Source organism: Lysinibacillus capsici (assembly GCF_003367505.1).
Lineage (GTDB): Bacteria > Bacillota > Bacilli > Bacillales_A > Planococcaceae > Lysinibacillus > Lysinibacillus capsici.
This window is the reverse complement of sequence record NZ_PXXX01000010.1, coordinates 45,629-71,598: the sequence shown is the minus strand read 5'-3', so window position 1 is coordinate 71,598 and position 25,970 is coordinate 45,629. Positions and strand designations below refer to the sequence as shown.

The 25,970-nt window shown below is 38.7% G+C and carries 21 protein-coding genes; 15 read left to right on the top strand and 6 right to left on the bottom strand.

The annotated features are described in order from the left end of the window. Positions 1 to 5: 5 nt before the first annotated feature. The 4 genes from C7B89_RS07455 to C7B89_RS07440 all read right to left on the bottom strand — a co-directional run bounded on the left by C7B89_RS07455 (position 6) and on the right by C7B89_RS07440 (position 5,375). The gene (locus C7B89_RS07455) at positions 6 to 1,079 is read right to left on the bottom strand and encodes a sensor histidine kinase (RefSeq protein ID WP_208644728.1); all 1,074 of its coding nucleotides are present in this window, start codon (positions 1,077 to 1,079) and stop codon (positions 6 to 8) included. Continuing rightward, on the bottom strand, positions 1,076 to 1,753 hold the full coding sequence (locus tag C7B89_RS07450) for a response regulator transcription factor (RefSeq protein ID WP_103117749.1): 678 nt from the start codon (positions 1,751 to 1,753) through the stop codon (positions 1,076 to 1,078). Before C7B89_RS07450 ends, C7B89_RS07455 begins: the two co-directional genes overlap by 4 nt. A gap of 14 nt (positions 1,754 to 1,767) precedes the next feature. Further along, complete coding sequence (locus tag C7B89_RS07445; RefSeq protein WP_115673419.1) at positions 1,768 to 3,525, bottom strand: ABC transporter ATP-binding protein; 1,758 nt, start codon at positions 3,523 to 3,525, stop codon at positions 1,768 to 1,770. 131 nt (positions 3,526 to 3,656) lie between these two features. Next, positions 3,657 to 5,375 carry a PucR family transcriptional regulator gene (locus tag C7B89_RS07440; protein ID WP_054550754.1) on the bottom strand — a complete coding sequence of 573 codons (1,719 nt, stop codon included), beginning with the start codon at positions 5,373 to 5,375 and terminating at the stop codon, positions 3,657 to 3,659. A 214-nt stretch (positions 5,376 to 5,589) separates the two neighbouring features. Here C7B89_RS07440 and C7B89_RS07435 point away from each other — a divergent pair, with 214 nt between their 5' ends. The 8 genes from C7B89_RS07435 to C7B89_RS07400 all read left to right on the top strand — a co-directional run bounded on the left by C7B89_RS07435 (position 5,590) and on the right by C7B89_RS07400 (position 14,422). Further along, positions 5,590 to 6,198: an ankyrin repeat domain-containing protein gene (locus C7B89_RS07435; protein ID WP_081011059.1), complete on the top strand. Its 609-nt coding sequence runs from the start codon at positions 5,590 to 5,592 to the stop codon at positions 6,196 to 6,198. Positions 6,199 to 6,229: 31 nt separating this feature from the next. Continuing rightward, on the top strand, positions 6,230 to 7,105 hold the full coding sequence (locus C7B89_RS07430; protein WP_115673418.1) for an oxamate carbamoyltransferase subunit AllH family protein: 876 nt from the start codon (positions 6,230 to 6,232) through the stop codon (positions 7,103 to 7,105). Positions 7,106 to 7,107: 2 nt separating this feature from the next. Next, entirely contained in the window at positions 7,108 to 8,661 is a 1,554-nt protein-coding gene (gene fdrA / locus C7B89_RS07425; protein ID WP_115673417.1) for an acyl-CoA synthetase FdrA, read from the top strand. Beyond that, positions 8,654 to 10,081 (top strand): YlbE family protein, encoded by a 1,428-nt coding sequence (locus C7B89_RS07420; RefSeq protein ID WP_112117709.1) that lies wholly within the window; start codon positions 8,654 to 8,656, stop codon positions 10,079 to 10,081. Before fdrA ends, C7B89_RS07420 begins: the two co-directional genes overlap by 8 nt. A 31-nt stretch (positions 10,082 to 10,112) precedes the next feature. Then, positions 10,113 to 11,591, top strand: coding sequence for a cytosine permease (locus C7B89_RS07415; RefSeq protein ID WP_054550758.1), 1,479 nt, complete (start codon positions 10,113 to 10,115; stop codon positions 11,589 to 11,591). Between the two features lie 2 nt (positions 11,592 to 11,593). Further along, on the top strand, positions 11,594 to 12,544 hold the full coding sequence (arcC, locus tag C7B89_RS07410) for a carbamate kinase (RefSeq protein ID WP_048389956.1): 951 nt from the start codon (positions 11,594 to 11,596) through the stop codon (positions 12,542 to 12,544). Positions 12,545 to 12,557: 13 nt separating this feature from the next. Beyond that, positions 12,558 to 13,016 carry a nucleoside deaminase gene (locus C7B89_RS07405; RefSeq protein ID WP_054550759.1) on the top strand — a complete coding sequence of 153 codons (459 nt, stop codon included), beginning with the start codon at positions 12,558 to 12,560 and terminating at the stop codon, positions 13,014 to 13,016. Between the two features lie 170 nt (positions 13,017 to 13,186). Continuing rightward, positions 13,187 to 14,422 carry a Zn-dependent hydrolase gene (locus C7B89_RS07400; protein ID WP_115673416.1) on the top strand — a complete coding sequence of 412 codons (1,236 nt, stop codon included), beginning with the start codon at positions 13,187 to 13,189 and terminating at the stop codon, positions 14,420 to 14,422. Between the two features lie 108 nt (positions 14,423 to 14,530). On the opposite strand, the gene C7B89_RS07395 is transcribed toward C7B89_RS07400, so the two are convergent. Continuing rightward, positions 14,531 to 15,733, bottom strand: coding sequence for an MFS transporter (locus C7B89_RS07395; protein ID WP_115673415.1), 1,203 nt, complete (start codon positions 15,731 to 15,733; stop codon positions 14,531 to 14,533). 129 nt (positions 15,734 to 15,862) lie between these two features. Here C7B89_RS07395 and C7B89_RS07390 point away from each other — a divergent pair, with 129 nt between their 5' ends. Together C7B89_RS07390 and C7B89_RS07385 are read left to right on the top strand one after the other, a co-directional pair. Continuing rightward, positions 15,863 to 16,744 carry a LysR family transcriptional regulator gene (locus tag C7B89_RS07390; RefSeq protein WP_115673414.1) on the top strand — a complete coding sequence of 294 codons (882 nt, stop codon included), beginning with the start codon at positions 15,863 to 15,865 and terminating at the stop codon, positions 16,742 to 16,744. 178 nt (positions 16,745 to 16,922) lie between these two features. Then, the gene (locus tag C7B89_RS07385; protein ID WP_115673413.1) at positions 16,923 to 18,173 is read left to right on the top strand and encodes an MFS transporter; all 1,251 of its coding nucleotides are present in this window, start codon (positions 16,923 to 16,925) and stop codon (positions 18,171 to 18,173) included. Between the two features lie 61 nt (positions 18,174 to 18,234). On the opposite strand, the gene C7B89_RS07380 is transcribed toward C7B89_RS07385, so the two are convergent. Next, the gene (locus C7B89_RS07380) at positions 18,235 to 20,088 is read right to left on the bottom strand and encodes a multicopper oxidase family protein (protein WP_425269273.1); all 1,854 of its coding nucleotides are present in this window, start codon (positions 20,086 to 20,088) and stop codon (positions 18,235 to 18,237) included. A 316-nt stretch (positions 20,089 to 20,404) separates the two neighbouring features. Between C7B89_RS07380 and C7B89_RS07375 the strand changes: the two genes are divergently transcribed. The 5 genes from C7B89_RS07375 (at position 20,405) to C7B89_RS07355 (ending at position 25,970) form a co-directional block, all read left to right on the top strand. After that, on the top strand, positions 20,405 to 21,829 hold the full coding sequence (locus tag C7B89_RS07375) for a tetratricopeptide repeat-containing diguanylate cyclase (protein ID WP_115673412.1): 1,425 nt from the start codon (positions 20,405 to 20,407) through the stop codon (positions 21,827 to 21,829). Positions 21,830 to 22,147: 318 nt separating this feature from the next. Further along, positions 22,148 to 22,630 (top strand): cell wall elongation regulator TseB-like domain-containing protein, encoded by a 483-nt coding sequence (locus tag C7B89_RS07370; RefSeq protein WP_048389969.1) that lies wholly within the window; start codon positions 22,148 to 22,150, stop codon positions 22,628 to 22,630. 16 nt (positions 22,631 to 22,646) lie between these two features. After that, on the top strand, positions 22,647 to 23,840 hold the full coding sequence (locus C7B89_RS07365; protein ID WP_048389971.1) for a pyridoxal phosphate-dependent aminotransferase: 1,194 nt from the start codon (positions 22,647 to 22,649) through the stop codon (positions 23,838 to 23,840). 28 nt (positions 23,841 to 23,868) lie between these two features. Further along, positions 23,869 to 25,164, top strand: coding sequence for an asparagine--tRNA ligase (gene asnS / locus C7B89_RS07360; RefSeq protein ID WP_048389973.1), 1,296 nt, complete (start codon positions 23,869 to 23,871; stop codon positions 25,162 to 25,164). Between the two features lie 77 nt (positions 25,165 to 25,241). Continuing rightward, entirely contained in the window at positions 25,242 to 25,970 is a 729-nt protein-coding gene (locus tag C7B89_RS07355; protein ID WP_016994290.1) for a DnaD domain-containing protein, read from the top strand.

Below are 25,970 nucleotides of genomic sequence, written 5' to 3'. Positions count from 1 at the left end.
CGGGGTTAGTCGTTTGCATGAGTTGGCGTACTGTCGATGGGGACAGTAATCAAAAATCTTGTATATTCTGCTATTTTGCTTTCTACAGCAATGGTTCCATGATGCATCTCAATTATTTTTTTGACAATGGCTAGCCCTAATCCGCTACCGCCATTTCCAGCAGTTCGCGATTGATCGGCCTTATAAAACCTTTCGAAAATATGCTTTTGTTGTTCTTCGGTTAAGCCTATGCCAGTATCTTGAACCTGAACGGTTATCGTGTCGAACTGCTTTTTCATAGATAATGAGATGGTTCCATTGGTAGGTGTAAACTTAATACTGTTTGTCAGCAAATTCATCCAGACTTGATTCATCAAATCCTCATCTGCAGTGATGCTCAGGTTATCAAGATCGAGATCAAAGTCAATCTGTTTGGCTAACCAATTCGGTTCTAGTGCCAGCACAACATTGCGTAATTGTTTATCGAGTCGATAAGTTATAGGCTCAAATGGATGGTGCTGCGATTCTAAGGAAGTTAGCTTGAGCAAATTGTCGCTAATTTTTGATAAACGATTACTTTCTAATTCAATTATAGCTAAATAATGCTGACGTTTTTCTTCAGGTAGGTTAATATTTTTCAAAGCCTTGGCAAAGCCATTAATAGACGTTAAAGGTGATTGAATTTCATGGGAGACATTGGAAATGAACTCCTGACGCATTCTTTCCAGTTCACCTAACTCAACAGCCATATGATTAATACCATGAATCAATTGCCCAAATTGATCCTCCTCATCTGCTCTCAAATCCAGCTGAACATCAAAATCACCTTTTGCCATGCGGCTTAATGCATCTACAATCGTATCCCAATAGTTACGTTGTCGATTTAGTCCGATTAAAAAGATAATGGCAGCTGAACAGGCAAAGAGTGCAAACACCCCAATCACTGTTGCTAGTTGTAGCCAAAATCCATGAGGCTCAGTTCCTAACCGTCCATACAGCCATGAAGTTACATGATAGGAAATAAAAGCGAAAACGGTGTTTGCAATCAGAAACAGGCAAAAGACCAGCGCTAATCTTAACAAGAATCTTCGTTTTCTCATGTGCCTAGTTCCAAGCGGTAACCAAGACCACGAATGGTGCGAATGACAAAGCCACTCGTCTCCTGTGGAAAGCGTTCTCGTATTCTTTTGATATGGACATCAACTGTTCGTTCATCTCCCTCATAGTCGTAGCCCCAGATTTCTTCGATCAACTGTTCACGGGAAAAGGTTTTGCCAACATAGCTTGCAAGTGTAAATAATAGCTCGAACTCCTTCAAACGAAGGAGAATCGTCTCGCCGTTCATTTCCACTTCATGTGTATGGCGATTTAATTTGACATGACCAGCCTCTACAACTTGAGAAAGGGAGATACGATATCTTTTTAAAATAGACTTAACACGTACGATTAGCTCGGCAGGCTCGAATGGCTTCACAAGATAATCATCTGTCCCTAAATGAAAGCCCTTGATTTTTTGAGAGGTTTCTCCTTTAGCTGTTAGCATAAGGATTGGTAGATCTGTATTGAATGAACGTATTTCCTCACATAATGCCCAGCCATCCATGTTGGGCATCATAATATCCATCACGACCATATCGACTTTCTCAGTGTCTAATTTAGACAGTGCATCGACACCATCGATAGCCTCTATTACTTCTAAGCCCTCGTTTTGCAGAAACACTTTTACCAATTCGCGAATATGTGCATCATCATCCACGACTAATAGTTTTGTCATCTCAACAAACCCCTTTATTCTACGTCTTTAATGCGTAATTGCTGCATGGCAAACTCACGATACATAGCATGTGTTTCAAAGAGTGTTTCGTGTGTACCACAGCCTGTAATATGCCCTTTCTCAATAAATAATATTTGATCGGCATCTACCACTGTCGATAAACGGTGCGCAATGACTAGTGTTGTGCGTCCTTGCATTAAGTTGTCTAATGCTTTTTGTACATAAATTTCTGAATTACTATCTAAGCTTGATGTTGCCTCATCCAGCATTAATATTTGCGGATTACGTAAGAGCGCTCTTGCGATAGAGATACGCTGACGTTGTCCTCCTGAAAGCTTGATGCCTCGTTCTCCAACTTCAGTATCGAACTTATCTGGAAGCTCGTTAATAAATTGATCTGCATAGGCCATTTTAGCCACTTTTTCTAGCTCATCATCTTGCACTTCACGGTCTATACCATAGCAAATGTTTTCTCGAATCGTACCTGAGAGCAGGGCACTTTCCTGTGCTACATAGCCGATTTGACTGCGCCAAGAGTGGAGTGAAAAAGTTTCGATTGGTGTATCTCCTAGTGTGATACTGCCGTTCGTTGGCTGATAATATCGTTCTAGCAGTGAAAATGTAGTTGTTTTACCGCCACCACTTGGTCCAACGATGGCTGTTACTTTGCCTGGCTCAATTGTGAAGTTAATATCGGATAAAATGGGCTCCTCACCATAAGAAAAATCAACATTTTTAAGATAAATGGGTTGATCTATTTTTTCTACTGTTAAGCCTTCTTCAATATGTTCTTCCTCGTATTCAAGCAATGCACTAATTCGTTCTGTAGCACCCATGGCTTTTTGGAGCTGGGTAAAGAACATCGTTAATTGCGTCATTGGCATAATGATTTGGATTAAATATAAAATAAATGCCACCATATCGCCAGCCGTCAGCTCTCCAGAGGAAACACGGACACCACCATAGCCAATAATAGCTACAAGCACAGACATCAGAACGAATGAAATCAGCGGGGAAATCAGTGCATGAATTTTTGCTTCTTTTAAGCCAAATGTAAAGAGATTCGTAATGCCCTTTTTTCCACGCTCATATTCAATTTGCTCAGCATTTGAAGCCTTGACTAGGCGCGTTTCAGGTAAAACTTGATTTAATACAGACGTAAATTTTGCTGTTTCATCTTGCATCCCTTTTGAAATCACAAACATGCGTCGCCCTAACAACATTAAGATCACCATAGCCAGTGGTACGGCAATCAGCATGACTAATGTCATTTTCCAATCTAAAAATAGAAGAATGATGATAGAACCTATAATGGAAATAACGCCAGATAAACAGTTTGCTAAATGCTCTGTTATAAGCTCTTTCACAACCCCTGTGTCATTCGTAACACGGCTCAATGTTTCGCCTGTATCATGTTCATCATAATAGGGGATTGGTAAATGCAACAGCTTTCGCCATAGCTGGTCACGTAATTTTGCCACAACATGATGTCCAACTCGATTTAAATAATAGATGGATAATCCACTGGCAATAGCCTGTGCGATAAAGGCAATACCTAGTACAATAATTTGCCAATAATTAAGCGATTCTAACGAAAAGCCATCCACTAATTGTTTTGTAAATAATGGAACAATAAACCCTACACCTGTCGTTGCTAAACTCATCACTAAAGCGATGACAAGTAGCCATATCGGTGGTTCGGCACGTTTTACTAACTGTATAAAACGGCGCCAATCTTTTTGTTTAGACATATCATTTGATGTTTCTTGCAAAGAAATAAGCCTCCTTCATTGTCTGAAAACAATGTATTTCGTTTCTATGGCTTTACTATAGCATGCGTTTATGAACTGAATATGAAATGAATGGTCATCAAAAAAGGTGATGCGATCACCACCTTTTGATACTAGTCTGCAAATTCATCGTGGTATAAAGACTTACCAAGCAAGCGATAGATTCTTAAGGCTAGCTGGATTTGTAACAGCTCCTCATAGCTTTTTAAATCGGTTTTTAAAATTTCTTTAATCTTTTCAATCCGATAAATTAACGTATTGCGATGGATAAACATTTCCTTGGCTGTTTCACTTATATTCATATGATTGATAAAGTAATTTTCTAATGTAAGTAGATAGCTTGTCCCATGTAATAGATCATGCTCAAAGACAGAACCCAAGCTTTCTAAGAAAAAGTCCTTTAGCTGCACTTCATTAATATTCGAATCTAAAAAATGATAAATGGAGTGATCCGCATAATGAGCCACTGCCCCACGCTCTTCGAAGCGGTGCATAAGACGGAGAGCTTCATGTGCCTCTGCAAAGCTTTTATGGACAAAACGTATATGTTTATATTCTTTGCCAATCCCCATTAAGAAAGAGCTTTGCGTATGTTGCTGTACTAATAATTGGAGAATGTTTTCTGCGTATTGCTTTGTTTCATTGATCGTGAAATCTTGTTTGCTGTCTTGCTGTCCAACTAATATAATGATTTGATTGTTGCGATAAAGGCATGTAATTTCCCCATTAATTGTGCTAGAGTGCTCATAAATTAAATTCATACATTTTTTTGCAATATTATCGGTTTCGTATTTTCTAGAAATTAAATCATGCTGGTTTTGCAAATTTTCATGGCTAATAGAGATGACGATGCAATAATATTTATGGTTGATCTTTAAGCCGTGGAGATCGCATAGTGTTTGTAGCGTTTCAAGCGAAGTGATTTTTCCAGTCAATAAATCATCAAAAAACTCTTGTTTAATCTTTAGACGTACACCCTCAATTTCCTTCTGTTTTATCCTTTCTAGTGCCACAATCGTGGAGGCTTGCTCTAAAACGATGAAATCAAATTCATTCAGATCCCGTACAGTTTGCCAAATGACAATATAGCCATAAATATAGTTGGCTACTGCAACAGGAAGAATTCTACATTTTACGGCTAGATCTTCTAATTGATAGATTCGTGTAATGGATTTTTGCATTTCATTGAGATCATTCGGAATGGTATTTATAAAATCCTTTGAAAATGTTGGACGATTCTTCTTTAAATTAATGCCATAGGCAAGGGGCACAGGATTCGTATCAAGATCTGTATAATGCAGTAAATTCCAGTCATTATCTAAAAAAATAATCGGGTTATTAATTGTTTCAGCTAACTTAGAGGAAATAGATTCGATGCCTCCTCCTTCAAGCGCCACCTTAAATAGCGTATTGTGCATGTCCAAAGATTTTCTATTTAATAGATCATAACGGCCAGATGCCTTTTCATTGATAATCGAGATGACCTTGGAAAGGGTGTAATTATAAGGTAACTCTAATAACGGCAATCCATGCTGATTGGCAATATCGATCATGTTTTGAGGCGTCTTTTGTAAATAGCGTCTCATTTTAATAACAAGGCCTGCACAATTGATTTTAGAGATTTCTTGGATAATTTTATTTTGTAAGGCTTCGTCATCTTGGAAGATGTAACCAGTCGTTAACAGTAATTCATTCGGTGTCAGCCAATCAAATGCATCGGGATTTTCGATAATATTCACAAGTGCAATTTCATTGTGAATTCCTTGCTCTCCAGCAACAATTTTAATTCCTTCAAGTGCCTTTATCTCTAATATATCTTTAATTGTTAGCAAATGATTTCACTCCTTCGCCATAATCTTATCACAAAACATTGTACATATTGCCTAAATGATCTTCATTCTTTTTGGTTTTGCTAAACAATGATATCTACGGCATAAGAGAATAAAATAAAGCTTGTAAGACGGAAATGTGAAAGTAGTAACATTCTCGCGGTTTATTTCTTTTTAGTTGAAATGAACAATAGGTCAGAGAAATGGAGGAATGAAATTGGTAGATATGAATGTGGTCTCAGAATTTTTAACTGCAGCTGAAGCAGGTGATAATAACGCTCTGAAAGGTTATTTACAACAAGGTGTGGATATTAATTCTCAAAATAAGCGCAAACGTACAGCAATTTTACTTGCTGCGATGAATGATCAATTAGAAACAGTAAAATTTTTAATTCAGGAAGGGGCAGATATTGACCTTCAAGATCAAATTTGTTTAAACCCATTTTTGTATGGATGTATAAATGGAAAGTTAGAGCTTGTGAAAATAATGCTACAAGCAAACACAGATTTAGAGCGTTTAACACGCTTTGGCGGTGTAGGGATTCATCCAGCAAGTGAGAAGGGCTTTGTTGAGGTAGTTCGTGAACTTGTAACGACTACAGACATCAATGTCAACCATACAAATATTTGTGGATGGACACCATTGATTGAAGCCATTCTCCTCAATGATGGGGGAGAAAAGCAACAAGAAATAGTTCGTCTATTAGTAGAACATGGAGCAGATACACAATTAGTGGATCAATATGGTGTGACACCATTAACAATGGCTAAAGAAAAAGGATTTACTGAAATTGAAAAAATTCTACTAGAAGCAGGAGCGAAATAGTAGTACTCCTACGACATAAAGAGGTGTACATATGATACATGCCAAATTGGGTGATGATTATTTCCTGCAGCAAATAGTGGCGACGTTTACGGGAACGGTTCATAGCGTGTTTAAACATGCCTTAAATATACGGAGTGATGGTAAGGATGAAATTTTTACACTTGCTACGAAGGCAATGGATCGGGCACCCAATACACTTGTCATTGATCTTGATACATTGGATCACCTGGGCATTCAGCAACATGACAGGGTATCGGTTCGCCATAATGAACTATTAATAGAAGAAAAATTAAAAATAGCGATCCCAAAAGCCTCTCGTTGGCAATGTCAGCTACCTATTTATCCAGCAAATTGTACACGCTTAAAAATGAATATGATCCGTGTAAAACAATTCATTGATTTACATGGGAAAGGCGGCGGCATAAAACGTAATGATTCTCCCGTCAGTGAATTTGAAGCGGAGACATCGAGATTATTACAGCAGCGTACAACTTTACTTTATGAGGAAATATTGAATCAACGTTTGGATCGTTTTCAGGCATATGCAGCTGATTTAGTAGGCTTGGGGCCAGGGCTAACACCATCAGGGGATGATTTTTTAGTAGGCTTATTTGCTATCATTCACTTACAAAATAGCCCGTGTTCTATGTATAAACCTTTGTGTGAAAGCGTCATCAAAGTGATTCAGCCTTTGACCAATGAGATTAGCTTTACAACATTGAAGAAGGCAGCATATGGACAAGTAAGGGAGTCCATCTGTTCATTCATACACGCCATTTTATATGGCACAGAAGTGGAATCCATTGAGGCTCTGAGAAAGGTGCTTGCTATTGGCTCCTCCTCAGGAACAGATATTGCCTTAGGACTGATAAGTGGCTTAGAAGCCAATATAAAATTAGGAGGATAATGATGAGTATTAAAGTCGTAATTAAGCGCAACACATATTTTGATTCAGTGTCATTGATGTCACTATCTACAAAAGCGAATCAAATTGAAGGCGTCGAGCAAGCAATTATTGGTATGGGTACGGAGATGAACAAAGGAGTCATTCGTAACGTTGGTTTGATGACGCCAGAAGTGGAGGAAGCAACAGCAGGGGACTTAATGATTATTGTTAAAACTGCTAATGCGGATCAAACAGAAAGCGCTTACCTAGCAGTGGAAGAATTACTAATAAATAAAGATAAAGCACAAGCAAAAAGTGATATTAAATATGCAACGATTGATTCAGCTGCACAAGGAATTCCTGATGCAAACTTTGCGGTCATTTCTGTCAATGGGGCATTTGCTGTTCGCGAAGCACGCAAAGCACTTGAAAATGATCTACACGTGATGCTGTTCAGTGATAATGTGAGCGTTGAAGACGAAGTAGAATTAAAAACTTTAGCACATGAAAAAGGCTTATTAATGATGGGACCAGACTGTGGTACCGCTATTATTGGTAATACAGGACTTTGCTTTGCAAACGCTGTAAGAAAAGGCAATATCGGTATCGTAGCGGCATCTGGTACAGGTAGCCAAGAAGTAAGTGTTCGCATTCATGACTTCGGTGGTGGTATCACACAACTGATCGGTACTGGCGGAAGAGATTTAAGTAAAGAAGTGGGCGGTATGATGATGCTTGATGGAATGAAAGCACTAGAAGCCGATGAAGCCACTAAAGTGATTGTACTTGTATCGAAGCCACCTGAAGCAAGTGTTGAGAAAAAAGTACTCGCACAAATTAAAGAATGCAGCAAACCGGTAGTGGTTTATTTTATAGGTGGTAATGAAGAGGCTGTAGTGGCAGCTGGTGGACAATTTGCTAAAACATCGAAAGAAGCAGCCTTAAAGGCAGTCTTACTAGCAGGTATTGATGAAGCAGGTATTAACAAACGTGCGCTTAACATTCCATTAGTTGAAGAGGTTCGTGCAAAATTAGCGCCAGAGCAAAAATACATTCGTGGGTTATTCTGTGGCGGTACGCTTTGTGATGAATCTATGTATCTAGCTATGGAAAAATTAGATAATATTTACAGTAACATCCAAAAGAATCCTGATTTCTTATTGAAAGATATCAATGTGAGTCAGGAACATACATTCATTGACTTCGGTGATGATGATTTTACAAATGGTAAACCACATCCAATGATCGATCCATCTTCTCGCATTGAGCGCTTCTTACAAGAAGCAAAAGATCCGACAGTTGGTGTCATTGTGATGGACTTCGTATTAGGCTTTGGCTCTCATGAAGACCCAGTAGGTGTTATGCTTCCAGCCATCATTGAAGCTAAAAAATTTGCTGAAAAAGAAGGTAGACATTTAGAGATCATTGGGTATGTCCTTGGAACAGACTTAGATACGCCAAACATAGATGAGCAAGTGGAAAAATTAGTCGATGCAGGTGTTACACATGCAAGCAGTAGTACAAATGCAGGATTACTTGCTAGAGAAATGGTGTTGAAAGGAGAAAATCATGAGTAAGATCAATGAACTTTTCACAAGTAAAATTAACGTAATTAACGTAGGTATTGAACTTTTTAAGGATGATATATTAGCACAAAATGCAAGTGCTACACACCTAGAGTGGTCACCACCGGGTGGAGGTAAGCCAGAAATTATTGCAGCACTAAACAAAATCGATAAAGCAGAACTTGCTGAAAAAATCGAAGCAGCAAATCGTCTTGCAGTGGAAAAAATTGTGAACTCTCAACCCGTGTTGATTGGTTTCGATCAAGCCATCAATGTTGTACCTGGCATGACGAAAAAAACAATTTTACACGCAGGACCACCCATTACTTGGGAAGATATGAATGGCCCAATGAAGGGCGCTGTGATGGGTGCTCTTGTATTCGAAGGATTAGCGAAAGATTTGGAAGAAGCAGCAAAGGTAGCGGCTTCTGGAGATATTACATTCTCACCTTGCCATGAGCATAATGCAGTTGGTTCAATGGCTGGGGTAACATCTGCTTCGATGTTTATGCACATCGTTGAAAATAAAACGTATGGCAATATCGCCTATACAAATTTAAGTGAGCAAATGGCAAAAATCTTACGTATGGGTGCCAACGATGACAGCGTTGTCGAGCGATTAATATGGATGCGTGATGTGTTAGGGCCAATTTTACGTGATGCAATGAAATTAAATAAAGACGGCATCGATCTACGATTGATGCTTGCACAAGCGCTCCACATGGGTGACGAATGTCATAACCGTAATAATGCAGGTACAAGCTTATTAATTCAAGCATTGACACCATATATCTTAGAAACAGATTATCCTGTTGAACAGAAGCGAGCAGTATTTGATTTCGTGGCAAGTAGTGATTATTTCTCAGGTCCTACATGGATGGCATGCTGTAAATGTGCATTAGATGCTGCACATGGAATCGAATATAGTACTGTCGTGACAACAATGGCACGTAACGGTGTAGAATTTGGTGTTCGTATTAGTGGCATGCCAGGTAATACATGGTTTACTGGCCCAGCACAAAAAGTAATCGGACCGATGTTTGCTGGCTACAAACCAGAGGATTCAGGTCTTGATATAGGGGATAGTGCTATTACAGAAACTTACGGTATTGGTGGTTTCGCAATGGCTACTGCACCAGCAATCGTTGCTTTAGTAGGTGGAACAGTGGATGAAGCAATTGGTTATTCTCGTAAAATGAAAGAAATTACGACGACAGAAAACCAAAATATTACCATTCCATTATTAAACTTCATGGGAATTCCTACTGGTATTGATATTCGCAAAGTCATCCAATCAGGTATTCTTCCAATTATTAATACAGCTATCGCACATAAAGAGGCTGGAATCGGTATGATTGGTGCTGGTATTACAAATCCTCCAATGGAAGCTTTTGAAAAAGCATTAATTACAATTAGTGAGAAGTGGGCTTAAGCCCACTTCCTATAAGTAGGAGGAGCTTTCTATGGAACACGCAAAAATTGAACAGTCCAATCAAGATTATAGAGCACTTGGCTATTCGGAAGAACTTTTACCAAAAGGGCCTCAGGAAAGAGACTGGGGAATCTTTAACTACATTACCGTGTGGATGGGCGCAGTTCACAATATTATGTCTTATATGACGGTTGCAGGGTTTTTTGTCTTAGGATTATCAGTTAATCAAGTTTTCTTAGCCATTATGCTTTCAGCAGTAATCGTCTCAGCAGGCTATTGCTTAAATGGATATTCCGCCTCTAAATATGGCATTCCGTTTGCCATATTACTAAGAGATTCATTTGGAGTAAAAGGCTCTATTATTCCGGCGTTATGTCGAGGGTTGATTGCTGGGGTTGTATTCTTTGGTACGACGACCGTTGTGGGCGCTCAATCCCTTAATGTATTATTTGCAAGATTCATTCCGAACTATATGTCTATTGGTGGAGACTTCACTATTTTTGGCTTAGATGTTCCGACTATGATTTCTTATATTATTTTATGGGTAATTACAGTTTTACTTTTTTTAGGTGGCATGGATATGCTAACAGTCTTCGGTAAATACTCATCACCGATTGTTTATATTTTCATTATTGGCGCAGCGATTTGGGCAATTAATATTGCTGGAGGAATTGGACCAATTTTAGAATATAAGCCTTCTACAACGATGGAAAGTCCATTGGTTTTTATTGCATGTGTTAGCGCATTGGTGTCTAACTGGGCTGGTCCAATTGTAAATATTGCAGATTTTACGCATAGAGCTAAATCGCCAAAAGCAATGATCTATGGCTTATCCATCGGTATGATCGGCTCGTATCTATTATTTGCGATTACTTGTATTAGTTTAATAGCAGGGACAGAAATTGCTTTTGGGCAACCAATTTTTAATATTGTAGATGCTATTGATAAAATTCAAAATCCCTTTTCAGTGATTGTATTAATTTTAGCGTTAAATGTAGGCGCAACAGCTTTTGTAGTTTTTGGTAATTTATTACCATCTGGATTACAAATGACAACTTTATTCCCTAAAGTATTTACGGTCAAAACAGCAGGTATTTTAACAGCGATTATTGGCACAGTCATTTTGCCTTGGAAACTAGTATCGAGTACAGAAACGTTATTTTTCTTTTATAGTTTTATAGGCTCTATGTTTGGACCGATTGCAGGTATTATGTTGTCTAGCTTCTTTATCGAGCGTAAAAGACGTTTAGATTTATCTATGATTTATGTGGAAGAAGGTCATAATGGAGCTTATAAATCTGGCTATAACATCGTAGCATGTATCGTTCTATTAATAAGCTTCCTCTTACCAATGTCAGGTGCTTTCCTGAAAAGTGTGCCGTTTTTAGTACAGCTAAATAACTTTGCTTTCTTTAGCGGACTGATCGTGTCATTCATTTTATATACGCTGTTATATAAATTTAATCAGCAAAATGTTCAAAATAGTGTAGAAAAAGAAGTAGGGGTGTAGTTGTGAATAAATTAGTAATTGTAGCAATCGGCGGTAACTCGTTGGTAAAGGATAGTGGAAGTGAATCTATTCAAAGTCAGCAAGAGGCAGTTGCTCAAACTGTCGAGCATATCGCGGATATGATTCAGGAAGGTTATAAAGTGGTTGTCACACACGGCAATGGTCCACAAGTTGGTTTCACTTTACAACGAAGTGAAATTGCTAATGAAGTATCAGGCATGCCAGCAATTCCGTTAGTAAACTGTGTGGCTGACACACAAGGTGGAATTGGCTATTTAATTCAACAAGCATTAATTAACGAACTGACTAAACGTCAAATTAATAAAAAGGTAGTCAGTGTGATTACACAAGTTGAAATCAATGAACATGATCCCAACTTTATTAACCCTACAAAGCCAGTTGGTTCATTCTTTACAAAGGAGCAAGCGGAGGCGATGCTAGTAGAGCATCCAGATTGGAAAATGGTAGAGGATTCTGGCCGTGGCTACCGTCGCGTTGTGCCTTCACCAAAACCAATCGATATCGTGGAAAAAGAGGCGATTAAATCATTAATTGATAATGATTATGTCGTGATCGCTGTAGGCGGTGGTGGAATTCCAGTTGTGAAAAAAGAAAACAATGTCTATGAGGGTGTAGATGCAGTCATTGACAAAGACTTTGCAACAAGTCTATTAGCGGCACAAGTAAATGCGGATTCATTAATTATTACAACGGGTGTTCCGCGTGTGTTTATTAACTTTGGAAAACCTGAACAACAAGCACTTGAAGAAATTACTGTTGAGGAAACAAAGCAGCATGTTCAAGATAATCAGTTCCCGCCAGGAAGTATGCTACCAAAAATCGAAGCAAGCTTAAGCTTCTTAGAAAATGGTGGTCATCGAGTAATTATTACAAACCCTGAAAGTCTGAAAGAAGCGATCAATAATCAGGCTGGTACTCATATTATTAACTAGGAGGAATCACGGTATGGATTATATTCAACTAGCTGTTGACAAAACAAAAGAAGGCATCGATCAAAATATTGGTGGACCATTTGGTGCAACCATTGTAAGAGGTGATGAAATCATCGCTGTTGTTGGCAATACAATGATGCGTGATACAGACATCACTGCACATGCAGAAATAGTAGCCATTCGTGAAGCCTCTAAAAAGCTTGGCACAATGGATTTATCCGATTGTGTCATCTACGCTACTTGCGAACCATGTCCAATGTGTGTGGGCGCTATTATTTGGTCGGGTATTAAAGAAGTTCATTATTGTAATACAGCAGAAGATGCTCATGTACATGGCTTCTCTGATATGCATCTACGTGATTACTTAACGGGTAAAGATAAAAGTGTCCTGAACATGCAAAAAATTGAAACGACTGAAGAATGTGATGCATTGTTCCATCATTTCAATGACAAAATGGCTAATAGTAAATAGATTAGAGCAGTCATATACTGCTTAAGTCTTTCCAGTGAATTAGAGTAGGGATCTCGTTATGGAGAATCCCTTTTCTAATTTTCAACCAAAAAGGTGTAAAATAGATACTATGACAAGCGTACATTTGGTCTGATTTTCATCTTCGTAATTCTTCAAAAGGAGCTGTTTACATGATCTATAAAGAACGTTATCAACAATTACTAGATAAAATGAATCAATATAATTCAGGCGAAAAAGGGATTACGAGAGTTGCCTATACGAATGAAGAACAGGCTTGTTTACATGCCTTTATTCGTTTATGTAAAGATGAAAATCTTCAAATTCATATTGACCATTGTGGAAATCTTATTGCTCGAAGAGAAGGCAGTGTGCCAGGATTGCAGCCTGTTGTCATGGGATCTCATTTAGATACTGTCTATCAAGGCGGTAAATATGATGGCGTTGTAGGGGTAACCGCTGCCCTTGAGGTCATCAAGCGATTAAACGAGCGATCTATTGTGACAGAGCATCCAATTGAAATTATCGCCTTTGCCTGTGAGGAGTCTTCAAGATTTGGTGTGTCAACAGTAGGCAGTAAAGCAATGGCAGGATTAATTGATAAAGAAAAGTATCGCCATTTAGTCGATCGAGATGGTATTACGATGGAGCAGGCTTTTGCTCATTGTGGACTTGATTTTAGTAGTGTTGATCAAGCGACAAGAGTAGAGGAAGGATTCCATGCCTTTTTCGAATTGCATATTGAACAGGGACCACTGCTAATTAACTATGAAAAGAAAATTGGTATTGTCACAGGGGTAGCAGCACCAGTTCGCTTATTAATGAAGTTAAATGGAAAAGCGTCCCATTCAGGCACGACTCCAATGAATATGAGAAAGGACGCTCTTTTAGGAGCATCCGAATTGGCATTAGAATTAGAAAAAGCGGCGATAGCAGAGCAGGAGTTTGGCACTGTGGCAACTGTTGGAATACTAGAGGTTGTGGCAGGCTCGATGAACGTAGTTCCAGGTGAAGTGGAGTTAACTGTAGATATCCGATCATCCTCTGTGGAATCGAGAGAACGTGTGCTTCAGCATTTTTATACGGTTATTGCAAACGTTCAACAAAAGAGGCAGCTTGCGATTGAATACAATGTCATTAGCTCAGAGGATCCTGTCCTGCTTTCTCCAAAGCTAATGCAAGATTTAGAAACAATTTGTGTAGAGAAGAAACTATCCTATCAATATATGCAAAGTGGAGCAGGTCACGATTCTATGAATATGACAAGGCTCGGACCAGTTGGCCTTATTTTTATTCCTTCAGTGGATGGTTTAAGTCACCATCCAGATGAACATACGGAGCTTGAAGATATATTAATAGGAATCGATGTTTTAGAGGCAGTTGTGCTAAGATATGCTTCAGTCAGCTAATTAGAAATCATCAGTTGAAGACGCTACATATATGGCCAGTGTCATCCCGTGAAGGCAATACAACAAAGGCTCAAAATCGATTCCATCATTAAAAGACGACCTTCCTTGTTAGAAAGTCGTCTTTTTCATGTGAATATGATGCATTTGCGGTTGCTTTTGGTTTCCAATTTTTAGTTGAATCAGAATCATCACAAGGACGATGATGATCATGCCAATAATAGCAGTTGTAAAATTGCCTGTGAAATCTCGAACAAGACCGACAAAGAAGGGGCCCAATGCAGCAAATACAAAGCCAACTGATTGTGTCATAGCAGCTAAGAAGCTAGCCTCGTGAATATCTTTGGCCTCATCAATTGGTAATGTTAGCCCTAATGAGAAAAGCCCACCTGCACCAAGGCCAATCAGAATACTGCTCAGCCAAGGATTATAAGAAAACAGTAGCATCAATAAACCAATTAATTCTAATGATGAACTACCTACTAGCCATACGGCTCGATGCTGAAAACGGTTATTTAATATAGGCACTAAAAATGTAGCTGGCATTTGGGCAATTGTTAATAGTGTCAGCATCATTCCAGCGTCGTGTTTGCTATAGCCTAAATTTTCTGCGATGGGAGGTAACCAAGCCATGATGGTATAAAACATGAAGGCCATTAACCCAAAAAAGCCTGTTAAAAGCCAAGCCTTTTGATTCATTAACATTTGCTTCACACTGTTGCTCTTACTAGGTGAATTTGTGACTGATGCAGTAACTGCTTTTTGTTCAATTGGCTTCCACCAAAAGAATAAAGCGATTAAAGCAAGAATAGCCCAGGAGGCAGAAGAAGCTTGCCATGAATGAAAAAAATTGCTTAGTGGAATAGAAAGCCCAGAGCCAAGTGCAGCTCCTACTACAAGTGCTAGCGAGTATATCCCCACTACACGGGAAGGGTTCGCAAATTTCTCCTTAATATAGCCCGATAACAGTGGTCCTACGATGGCAATGCCAATGCCTGATAACAAGGCTGTTACTAGCATGACCCAGGCAGTATTAGCAAAATATCTGGTAGCTGTTGCTAGTCCAATAAGAATAAGAGCGTAAGCGATAGTTCGCTCGATGCTCCAACGATTAGCTAGTTTGATTGCGAAAGGTGCAAATAAGCCCATACATAGCACAGCTAAAGAAGTTAGCAAACTAGCAGTAGCTGCGCTCATATGTAAAGTCTGGCGAATAGTTCCTAATAAGGGGGACACCGAAGTAATGACAGGCCGTAAATTAAAAGAAGCTAAAATAATGGCAATAATTGGTACGATTTTGTGTTTTATATTCATTGTCTTTCCTCTCCGTCCTATCAAATAAATAGTAAGCCTAAATTGAAGTCTATCTGAATTAGAATGATTGAACAATACTATTATTACTATTACAATGATAGTTAGAAACTATGATAGGGCGTGGTCTATGTGGAAATACGGCATCTGCATTATTTTATGGCAGTCTATGAGGAGCTACATTTTACAAAAGCTGCTGAGAAACTTGGCATCTCTCAGCCAACGTTAAGCCAGCAAATACGTGTGCTGGAGGATGAGCTAGGAATGCCATTGTTCGATCGTATTGGCAAAAAAATTGTTGTGACTGAGGCAGGCTCACTTTTGTTTAGCTATACAACAGAGGTATTTAATACATTACAAAATGTCAAAGATTCGATTAAAGATTTACAGGGGCTACAAGGGGGACAAATAAGTATTGGCATCATGCCATCTGATCTTGATTATCGGATTACACAGCTTGTTATTGATTTCCATCAAAAATTTCCAAAGGTAAAATTAAAGATACTTGCTTCCATCGATATTATGCGGCAGGTTCTCGAAAATGAAGTGGATATCGGTATTGGGACGAATGTAGAATCAGATGATCGATTGGTCATTATTCCTTTATGTAGAGAGGAATATGTACTGACCGTTTCAAAGGAGCATCCATTGGCACATCAAACAGTGATCCCAATTGCTGAATTAGAAGGACTTCCTATGGTGATGTATCCAGAAGGTTTTCTTGGTAGAGAGATAGTTGAAGAGGCTGTAAAAAAGCATGGTTTTCACATTCATTCTATTCTTGAAACAAGCTCTGTCACGTCCATTATGAATCTCGTTCGAGCCAATATTGGTGTAACGGTGCAACCCTATCCTTTGCTCCAACAAATGAATGATCCTAGTTTGTGTAGTATACGAATTTCAAATGGTGCTCCAAGCCGAAGCCTATCCATTATTTTCCGTGTAGATCGCTATGTTAGTCAGGCAACTACTGCTATGATTGAGCAAATTAAACATTACTTTAAAAGTAAATAGGGTTAACAAAAAGGAAGATATAAAAATATGTTCCTTTTTTTGGGGAGTTCACATATACTATTTATAAACCGACAGTCAGTCTAATTTGTAGGGCAAGTCCTAGAAGCTTGTGCCTACAATTTTTTAACACATTAAATGACCGACTGTCGGTCTAAAAATAATAAGGGGTGTTTTTTATATGGAAATGCTAGTCAAAGAAAAAGGCTTTTCGAAAGATTTTATCATTATGGTAGCTGGGCAGATTATTTCTATTTTAGGCTCTGCGCTTTTAAGATTTGCTCTTTCACTTTTTGTTTTAGATATAACAGGACGGGCAGATCTTTTTGCTGTGCTTTTCGCTATTTCAAGCCTTCCTGTTTTACTTACACCATTTGGTGGCGCTATAGCAGATCGCTTTAATCGGCGAAATTTAATGGTCCTATTTGATTTTATCAGTAGTGGCATTGTATTGATTTTTTTTATTGTATTACTAACAGACAATCATTCTGTGCTATGGATTGGGTTGGTTATGGTGCTTCTTTCATTCATTAGTGCCATGTACACGCCAGCTGTAATGGCTAGTATTCCGCTATTAGTTAGCGAACAAAAGCTTGAGCAGGCTAATGGGATCGTCAATGGGGTCCAGGCATTAGCAGGAGTGACAGCACCTGTGCTAGGGGGGATACTATATGGAATGCTTGGCCTCAAACTTCTCGTCATAGTAAGTGGTTTATTATTTTTCTTTACGGCTATTGTAGAAATGTTTATGACAATCCCATTTGTGAAACGTAGCTATGATGGTCATTTGATGCCGACCTTAATCAAAGACATGAAAGAAGGCTTTACTTATGTGGTGAAGCAAACTTTTATTTTAAAATGTACGCTACTTGCTGCTTTATTGAATTTACTATTGACTCCACTTTTTATCGTTGGTGTGCCTATTATTCTTCGTGTCACGATGAAAAGTAGTGATACATTGTATGGAATAGGAATGGGGATTATTGATTTTGCGACGATTTTAGGCGCGTTAACGATGGGGTACTTTGCAAAAAAGCTGCGTATTCACACCCTCTATATTTGGGTATTGATGTCAGCCTTTTTGGTAATTCCCATGGCTATGGCTGTGCTCCCTCGCGCCCTTCAAATTGGCTATTATCCATCGTATAGCTTATTTATTGGTTGTGCTCTTATCATTGCGATGATGATGACGATTATCTCCATTTACGTAATGACCCTTGTGCAAAAAGAAACACCAAATGAACAATTAGGGAAAGTCATGGCAATTATGATGGCAGTATCACAGTGTATGGCACCACTTGGGCAGATGGGGTATGGGTTGCTATTTGAGTTCTTTCAAGCCAACATCTATATACCAGTCTTTATAATCTCTGTATGTGTATTATTATTAGCTTTCGTAACGAGAAGAATATGGCGATTGGAGGTCAAATAAATTGCTAGAACAAAGAAAACCACCTTTTCATGGGTAGTTTTCTTTGTAAAGCGATACTTAGCTAAAATCTTCGGGTTCTTTGACGAGGCCTATGCCTGCTCGTAGGAGTATTGGTAGGAAGGGTTGGAAACAGTAGCGTTGGCATATGTTGTGTATTATCTCCTATATGAATAGTAATGGATTCTTCTTCTTGAGGTGAGACTACCTTTTCTTCCTCAAGTTGTGAGTGTTCTACCTCATTTAATAGTGGTGCTGAAGATTCACTATGATGGGTAGTACTTGTAAGATTTGTAGGATTTGTGGGAGCTGTTGATTCTTGATGTGTTCCAGGATGTTCTACTGCTGCATGAGGCTGCTGAACAGCATGGACGTCTTTCATAACGAGAATGGGTCGCATCATATCATGATCCTCATGCTCAAGGAAATGACAATGCCACATATAATTCCCGACATGATCTTTCCAATGCATAATAATTTTTGTCACCTTTCCAGCGTCAGCCTTCACCGTGTCCTTCCAACCTCGCTCATAGTCTCTTGGTTCTTCAGGCGGCCCTGTAAATTGTACGATGCCTTCATTTTGATAGATTTCTAAATCAAACGGCCTTCGTTCCAGAATTTTAAATTGAATGAGGTGCAGGTGAATAGGATGGATAAAGGGTGTAGCATTAATAAAGTTCCAGATTTCCACACTATCTAAAGAAGGTTTTTCCGTTGCTGGATCATGGTACATTCGATCATTTAACAGCAACATAGGTCGACCAAACTCATCGGTAGTCGCCGTCAATGGTAGTTGTCTTTCAATATGTGCATGGTGTGGATGTAGATCCATAGAAACGGCAAGTCTTTCTGGAATCTCACTTGTATCTTCACATTTCAAAGGTAAAGTTACTCGAAACTGCATAATCACGTTTGTGTGTTCATCACTGAAATCGGTATCAGTATTAAGTAAGGTAATCTCCTGTCCAGCACAGCTTGAAAAATCGATAATGACATCCGTGCGTTCAGCTGGCAGCAACTCGACAGATTGGATAAGTTGTGGTGCTGATAAGAAACCGCCATCTGTACCAATTTGAAACATTGGTTGATCATTGGAAAGACTGATGACATAGCCTCGTCGATTAGAGCCATTTAGTAAACGAAATCTATATTTACGTGGCTCAACATCTAAAAAAGGCCATAGTTTTCCGTTAACCACTATCGTATTGCCAACAAAGCCTGGTGTGATAGAGGGATGAACAGGCACGGGAAAGGGTGGTTCGTCAGGATAAAACAATGAGCCATCCTCATTAAACGTTTTATCTTGAATTAAAATCGGATATTCATAGTCTCCACATGGTAAATTAGAGCGTTCCTCAAGGGCATCCCTCAGTAAATAAAAGCCTGCTAATCCTGCATATACATTTAAACGTGTTAAAGCCATGGCATGGTCATGATACCACATGGTAGTGCCAGGTTGATGATTCGTATATTCATGTATTTCCTTATTAAACTTTGGACCAGTATGCCGATAGTCTCTTGTGTACCATGCTTCAGGATGGCCATCACTCTGCCAATCCACATTGGCACCATGTAAGTGAGTAACTGTTCTTACTTCTTGTGAATCGTTTGCAGCATGAAGCGTAAAATCTACTGGTAAAAAGTGCTGTAAGGGCAGCTGGTTTTTGTATTTCACATAGATAGTTTTATCTTTAGAAGCTTCTATGGTTGGCCCTGGGTAAAGCCCATTGTAGCCCCAAATTAATGAGTTTGGAAAATGCTTATGAAAACGATGCTGGCCCTCCATCATGACCAATTCGTAATAATCATTCTTCTGTTGCCCTCTGCTGTATTTTGGTTTAGCAATCATTGGTTTTGGAAGTTCATCTACAAATTTTGGAATCGTTGCTGGATCAGAAGGGTTAATTTGCATACTCACAACATCACGTCCCTTTTCGATACTAAAAAAGCTAATTAACTCATCATATGGGTAAAAACAACAGGTAACGAGGACAAAAATGGAGAAAAATGTGTAAAGACATAAAAAAATTACCTACATATTATGATGGGATAAGATGATTCACTTTCAAGCAAACAGATGTAAGATTTTAAAACAATCATCACAAAAGATTTTTGCGTTGTAGGTAATAGTTGGTATCATACGAAAAAGGCGGACTAAGTGAATACATATGTCTTATAATTGAGAAAGCACAAAGTAAACTGGATGATATGGGGTATGGAGAAGTGGTGAGACGGTGGAATTAACATTAGAAGAATTAAATAAAACGATAATGGAGATGCGCACAAAGGGGTATTTAACGAAAGCACTAAAGCTTGCTGATCAAGGTCTTTTAGTCGCATTAGAGAGCAATAACTATCCATATGTCATGGATTTGTACTATCAAAAAATATTAGTTCATCATTCTTTAGGTGACACATTAAGCATGGTTAATCTTATTCATGATTATGAGGCCATTTGTCAAAATTATGGTACGACAAAAGATTTAATGCATTATCATTTAGTAATGTCATTAATCTATGATTTAGTTGGCATCCGTGAAAAAACGGTGGAGATGACGAAAAAATCTATCGCCTATGCACAGGAGCTTCAAGATCCTGTCATGCTTGTTCGCTGTCATAATAATCTGTGCTATTTAGAGGTAGAGAAGGGCTGTACAAAGGAAGCACTTCAAGCAGGGCTATTAGCTAGAGAATATAATAAATCTCTTGCTAGAACAATGCCTGATCTAGCAAAATTACATGATATTCGTATTAATAATAATTTAGCAGATGTGTATATTTTAGAAGGGGATTTTAAAAAGGGGAAGGCATTGCTGGACAGTACGTTATCCTCTACTATTATTCATCATCATAAACGAGAAAAAGTAGCGGCATTGTTTGGCTACGGTTTTTTATTTGAAAAACAGCAAAAGCTTGAAGAAGCTGTATTTTATTATAAACAAGCCATAGATCTTGCCCGATCTTATGGAGATAAGCCAATTACAAAAAAAGTGATGCGCTTACTGTTAAATGTATTGTATCAATTGGATTGGCGAGATGAAATTTTTGATGTACAGCGTGAATATATTGATCTCTCGGAAAAAATGAGTGTTGCAAATTTATTACAACAAGTAATGAACTTAGAATTTAAGCGTCAAAAGGAAAAGCTTGAGAAAAAAGCACATTATGATCCATTAACAGGCGTTTTAAATCGACATTTTTTAGACTATGAGCTACAGGAATGGCTCAATGCAGCCGAAATAACGCAATCCTATGTATGTATTACGGTTTTGGATGTCGATTATTTTAAACTATTTAACGACACGCATGGTCATTTATTTGGAGATATGATTTTACAGCTTTTAGCTAACAGCTTGAAGGATTTTTTACAGGATGAAGATGTGGAAATTATTCGTTATGGCGGAGATGAATTCATCCTTTGTTTTAGGCATTCTCAGAAGGACTATATCAAAACATTGGTCCATAACACACATGTCTATTTGCTCTCACTAAAGCTCGAACAGGAACAGCAAAGTTATCCCTTAAGGGTCAGTATGGGTGCTTGTGTGAATAATCAGAAAAACTATCAATACAAGGAGCTATTTGAGCAAGCGGATAGCTGTTTATACCAAGCAAAGGCGAATGGCCGTGCTAGCTGTGTGCTATACGAATTATCATAATGACAGGTTCCTATTTACATAGTTAAATAGGAATTTTTCTTATGATAGGACCATGTTTTTTATGCCCAAAACGAGGCTTCTAAGAGGTGAAATGAAATTTACTGTAGTCATTGTTTGAAAACGTTGTTCTAGCAACGTACAATATATGAAATTAAGAAACACGACAGCACAAAATTGTTGTATAATGTTGTGGTATGAGGAAAGAAAGCAGGTTGACAAAATGGAAAGCAAAATGAATGGTTACACAGTTATAGACACACACATGCATCAGCTATGTGTTATGCCAAAACAGCTCGATGTGAAACATAAGGTGAATAGATGAAAAACTGGTTAATTTTCATTTCTGTCTTTATTGTTTCGTTGTCACTTGTCATTAGTATTTTAGTACTCTGGAAAGCCGAGGCTCCGTTCCGTTCAATTGAAGAGCAGGCTGAACAGTTGGCACTCGATGCCAAAGCCCTCGCAATTGTATCGGAGTCCTACACATATAATGGCAAACATTCGTATGTTACTGTGTTCGGGGTAGACGAATACGGTGATAAAAAAGCTGTCTTTGTTCCGACGAATCTAGACGAGGATTCCATTCAGGAAGTGATATTAGAAGATGGTATTACGGAAAAGCAAGCATTATCGGTTTTTAAAAATGAAGGAAATGTACAAAAAGTCCTCCACATGAAATTAGGCTATGAGGAGCCTGGCGCAGTTTGGGAAATTACATATCTGAACGACCACGACCAGCTCAACTATGTCTATATTCTGTTTAAGGATGGCGACTGGTGGAAGCGCATTACGAATTTATAAGAGGAGTAGATCCCGAATGAAAAATTTATTAGCAACACGTGTAAAAACTTTAACACCATCTTCAACATTAGCGATTACTGCAAAAGCAAAAGCATTGAAAGAGCAAGGTATTGATGTGATTGGTCTTGGAGCTGGTGAACCAGACTTTAATACACCTCAAAATATTTTAAATGCTGCCATTGATTCAATGGAGAAAGGGTATACAAAATATACACCTGCTGGCGGACTTCCAGTTCTGAAAAAAGCCATTATTGATAAGCTTCAACGCGACAATAACCTTACCTATCAGCCAAATGAAATCATTGTTGGTGTAGGGGCAAAGCATATTTTATACACGCTATTCCAAGTGATTTTAAATGAAGGCGACGAGGTTATTATTCCAATTCCTTATTGGGTGTCTTATCCAGAACAAGTGAAATTAGCTGGCGGCGTACCAGTTTATGTTGAAGGTACACGTGAACAAAGCTATAAAATTACAGCGGATCAACTGAGAGCAGCTGTGACAGACAAGACAAAAGCAGTGATTATTAATTCTCCTAGTAACCCATCAGGCATGATTTATTCTCGTGAAGAGCTTGCAGAACTTGCTGCTGTTGCAGAAGAAAAAGATATTTTAATCGTGTCAGATGAAATTTATGAGAAGCTTGTATACAATGGTATTGAGCATTTTTCAATTGCACAACTTTCTGATGCAGTGAAAGCACGTACAATCGTTGTAAATGGTGTGGCAAAATCTCACTCTATGACAGGCTGGCGTATTGGATATGCTGCAGGTGACACAGACATTATTAAAGCAATGACTGACCTTGCATCACACTCAACATCTAATGCGACAACAACAGCACAATATGCAACTGTGGAGGCGTATAATGGCTCTCAGGATGCGGTAGAGGAAATGCGTCAGGCATTTGAATCTCGTCTTGAAAAAATTTACCCACAGTTAAGTGCTATTCCTGGCTTCCATGTATTAAAGCCACAGGGTGCATTCTACCTATTACCAGACGTAGCAGAAGCTATGGCTCACACTGGCTATGATTCAGTAGATGCATTTGCTGCGGATATTTTAACAGAAGCAAACGTAGCAGTGATTCCAGGCTCTGGCTTCGGTACACCAACTACTATGCGATTATCTTATGCTACATCTTTAGACTTATTAGAAGAGGCAGTCCGTCGTATTGATACATTCGTAAAATCAAAATGGCAAGACTAATCCTTCTAGTCAACTTTGGAGGATTTCTATGAAAAAAATTATGATTAAAGATATGCCACAGCATATCGGTGAAACAGTCAAAATTGGCGCTTGGTTAGCCAATAAACGTTCAAGTGGAAAAATCGCGTTCCTACAGCTACGTGATGGCTCTGGCTTTGTACAGGGCGTTGTAGTGAAAGAAGAAGTAGGCGAAGAAATTTTTGCTACGGCAAAAGGGATGACGCAAGAAACTTCTATGTATGTGATTGGTGAGGTGAAAGCTGACGAACGTTCAAGCTTTGGCTGTGAGCTTGCTATAACTGGTATCGAGGTACTACATGCAGCAACAGATTTCCCAATCACACCAAAAGAACATGGTCCAGAATTTTTAATGGATAACCGTCATTTATGGCTGCGCTCTCGTAAACAACATGCCATTATGAAAATTCGTAATGAAATTATTCGCGCTACATACGAATTTTTTAATAACAACGGTTTTACAAAAATGGACCCACCAATTTTAACAGGTTCTGCGCCTGAAGGTACTTCAGAGCTGTTCCATACAAAATATTTTGATGAAGATGCTTATCTATCTCAATCTGGTCAGCTTTACATGGAAGCTGCTGCGATGGCTTTAGGAAAAGTCTTCTCATTCGGTCCAACTTTCCGTGCTGAAAAATCTAAGACTCGTCGTCATTTAATCGAGTTTTGGATGATTGAGCCTGAAATGGCATTCGTAGAATTTGAAGAAAATTTAGAAGTACAAGAGCAATATGTAGCGCACATCGTACAATCTGTACTTGAAAACTGCAAATTAGATCTAGAGCGACTTGGCCGTGATACATCAACACTTGAAAACATTAAAGCGCCATTCCCTCGAATTTCTTATGATGATGCGATTAAGCTTTTACACGAACAAGGCTTCGACGATATTGAGTGGGGCGATGATTTTGGTGCGCCTCATGAAACAGCGATTGCGAATTCATTTGACAAACCAGTATTTATTACTTGTTACCCAGTAGGTATTAAACCGTTCTATATGCAACCACACCCAGATCGTGATGATGTTGTATTATGTGCAGATTTAATTGCACCAGAGGGTTACGGAGAAATTATTGGTGGTTCAGAGCGAATCCATGACTACGATTTATTAAAATCACGTCTGGAAGAGCATAACCTATCATTAGATGCCTATGCTTGGTATTTGGAGCTTCGCAAACATGGCTCTGTCCCACATTCAGGTTTTGGTCTAGGGTTAGAGCGAACTGTAGCATGGATTTCAGGCACAGAGCATATCCGTGAAACAATTCCATTCCCACGTTTACTAAACCGCTTATATCCATAAGCTAATCAATTTAAAAGTCGCGTAGTGAACTATCTACGCGGCTTTTCTACTTACTTAAAGAAGGAGTCTGGAGAATAATGAACGTAAATAATCATCGACTCCGTACATGGACTGAGCAGAGAATGATTCCCATTCCACAGCTTTTTTTTCAGTTTTATAAGGAGTTAAACATGGAGGATGAAGAAGCACTTATTGTCATGCACTTATTGGCCTTTCATATGGAGGAGAATGACTTCCCAACACCTAATGATTTAAAAAATCGTCTCACAATGTCTGATAATGACATCACATCCCGTTTACAGCGATTAATGCAGAAGGGTTTTCTTGAAATTACACGAGATGTCGACGCGGGTGGCAAGCTATATGAAAAGTATTCCGTATACCCGCTATGGGAGCGCATTTTACAGATGATTGATATGAAAGAGCAGCAACAAACGGCAGTGACACTTCAGCAAGAAGAAGGGGAGATATTCCGTCTTTTTGAAGAGGAAATGGGGCGTCTTTTATCTCCTTTAGAACTTGAAAAAATTGGATGCTGGCTTGATGAGGACAAGCATAGTCCCGCACTCATCAAAGAGGCGCTAAAGGAGGCTGTCTTTGCTGGGAAATTGAGTATTCGCTATATTGATCGCATTTTATTAGAATGGAAAAAGAAAAATATTACGACACCACAAGCCGCACAAAAGCAAAGTGAACAGTTCCGTGAGAAACAGACATTTAACAGAGCACCAGCTCGAACAGTTCAACAAGAGACGCAATCAACGGGTAGAGTTCCTTTTTATAATTGGTTGGAAGAAAGAGAATAG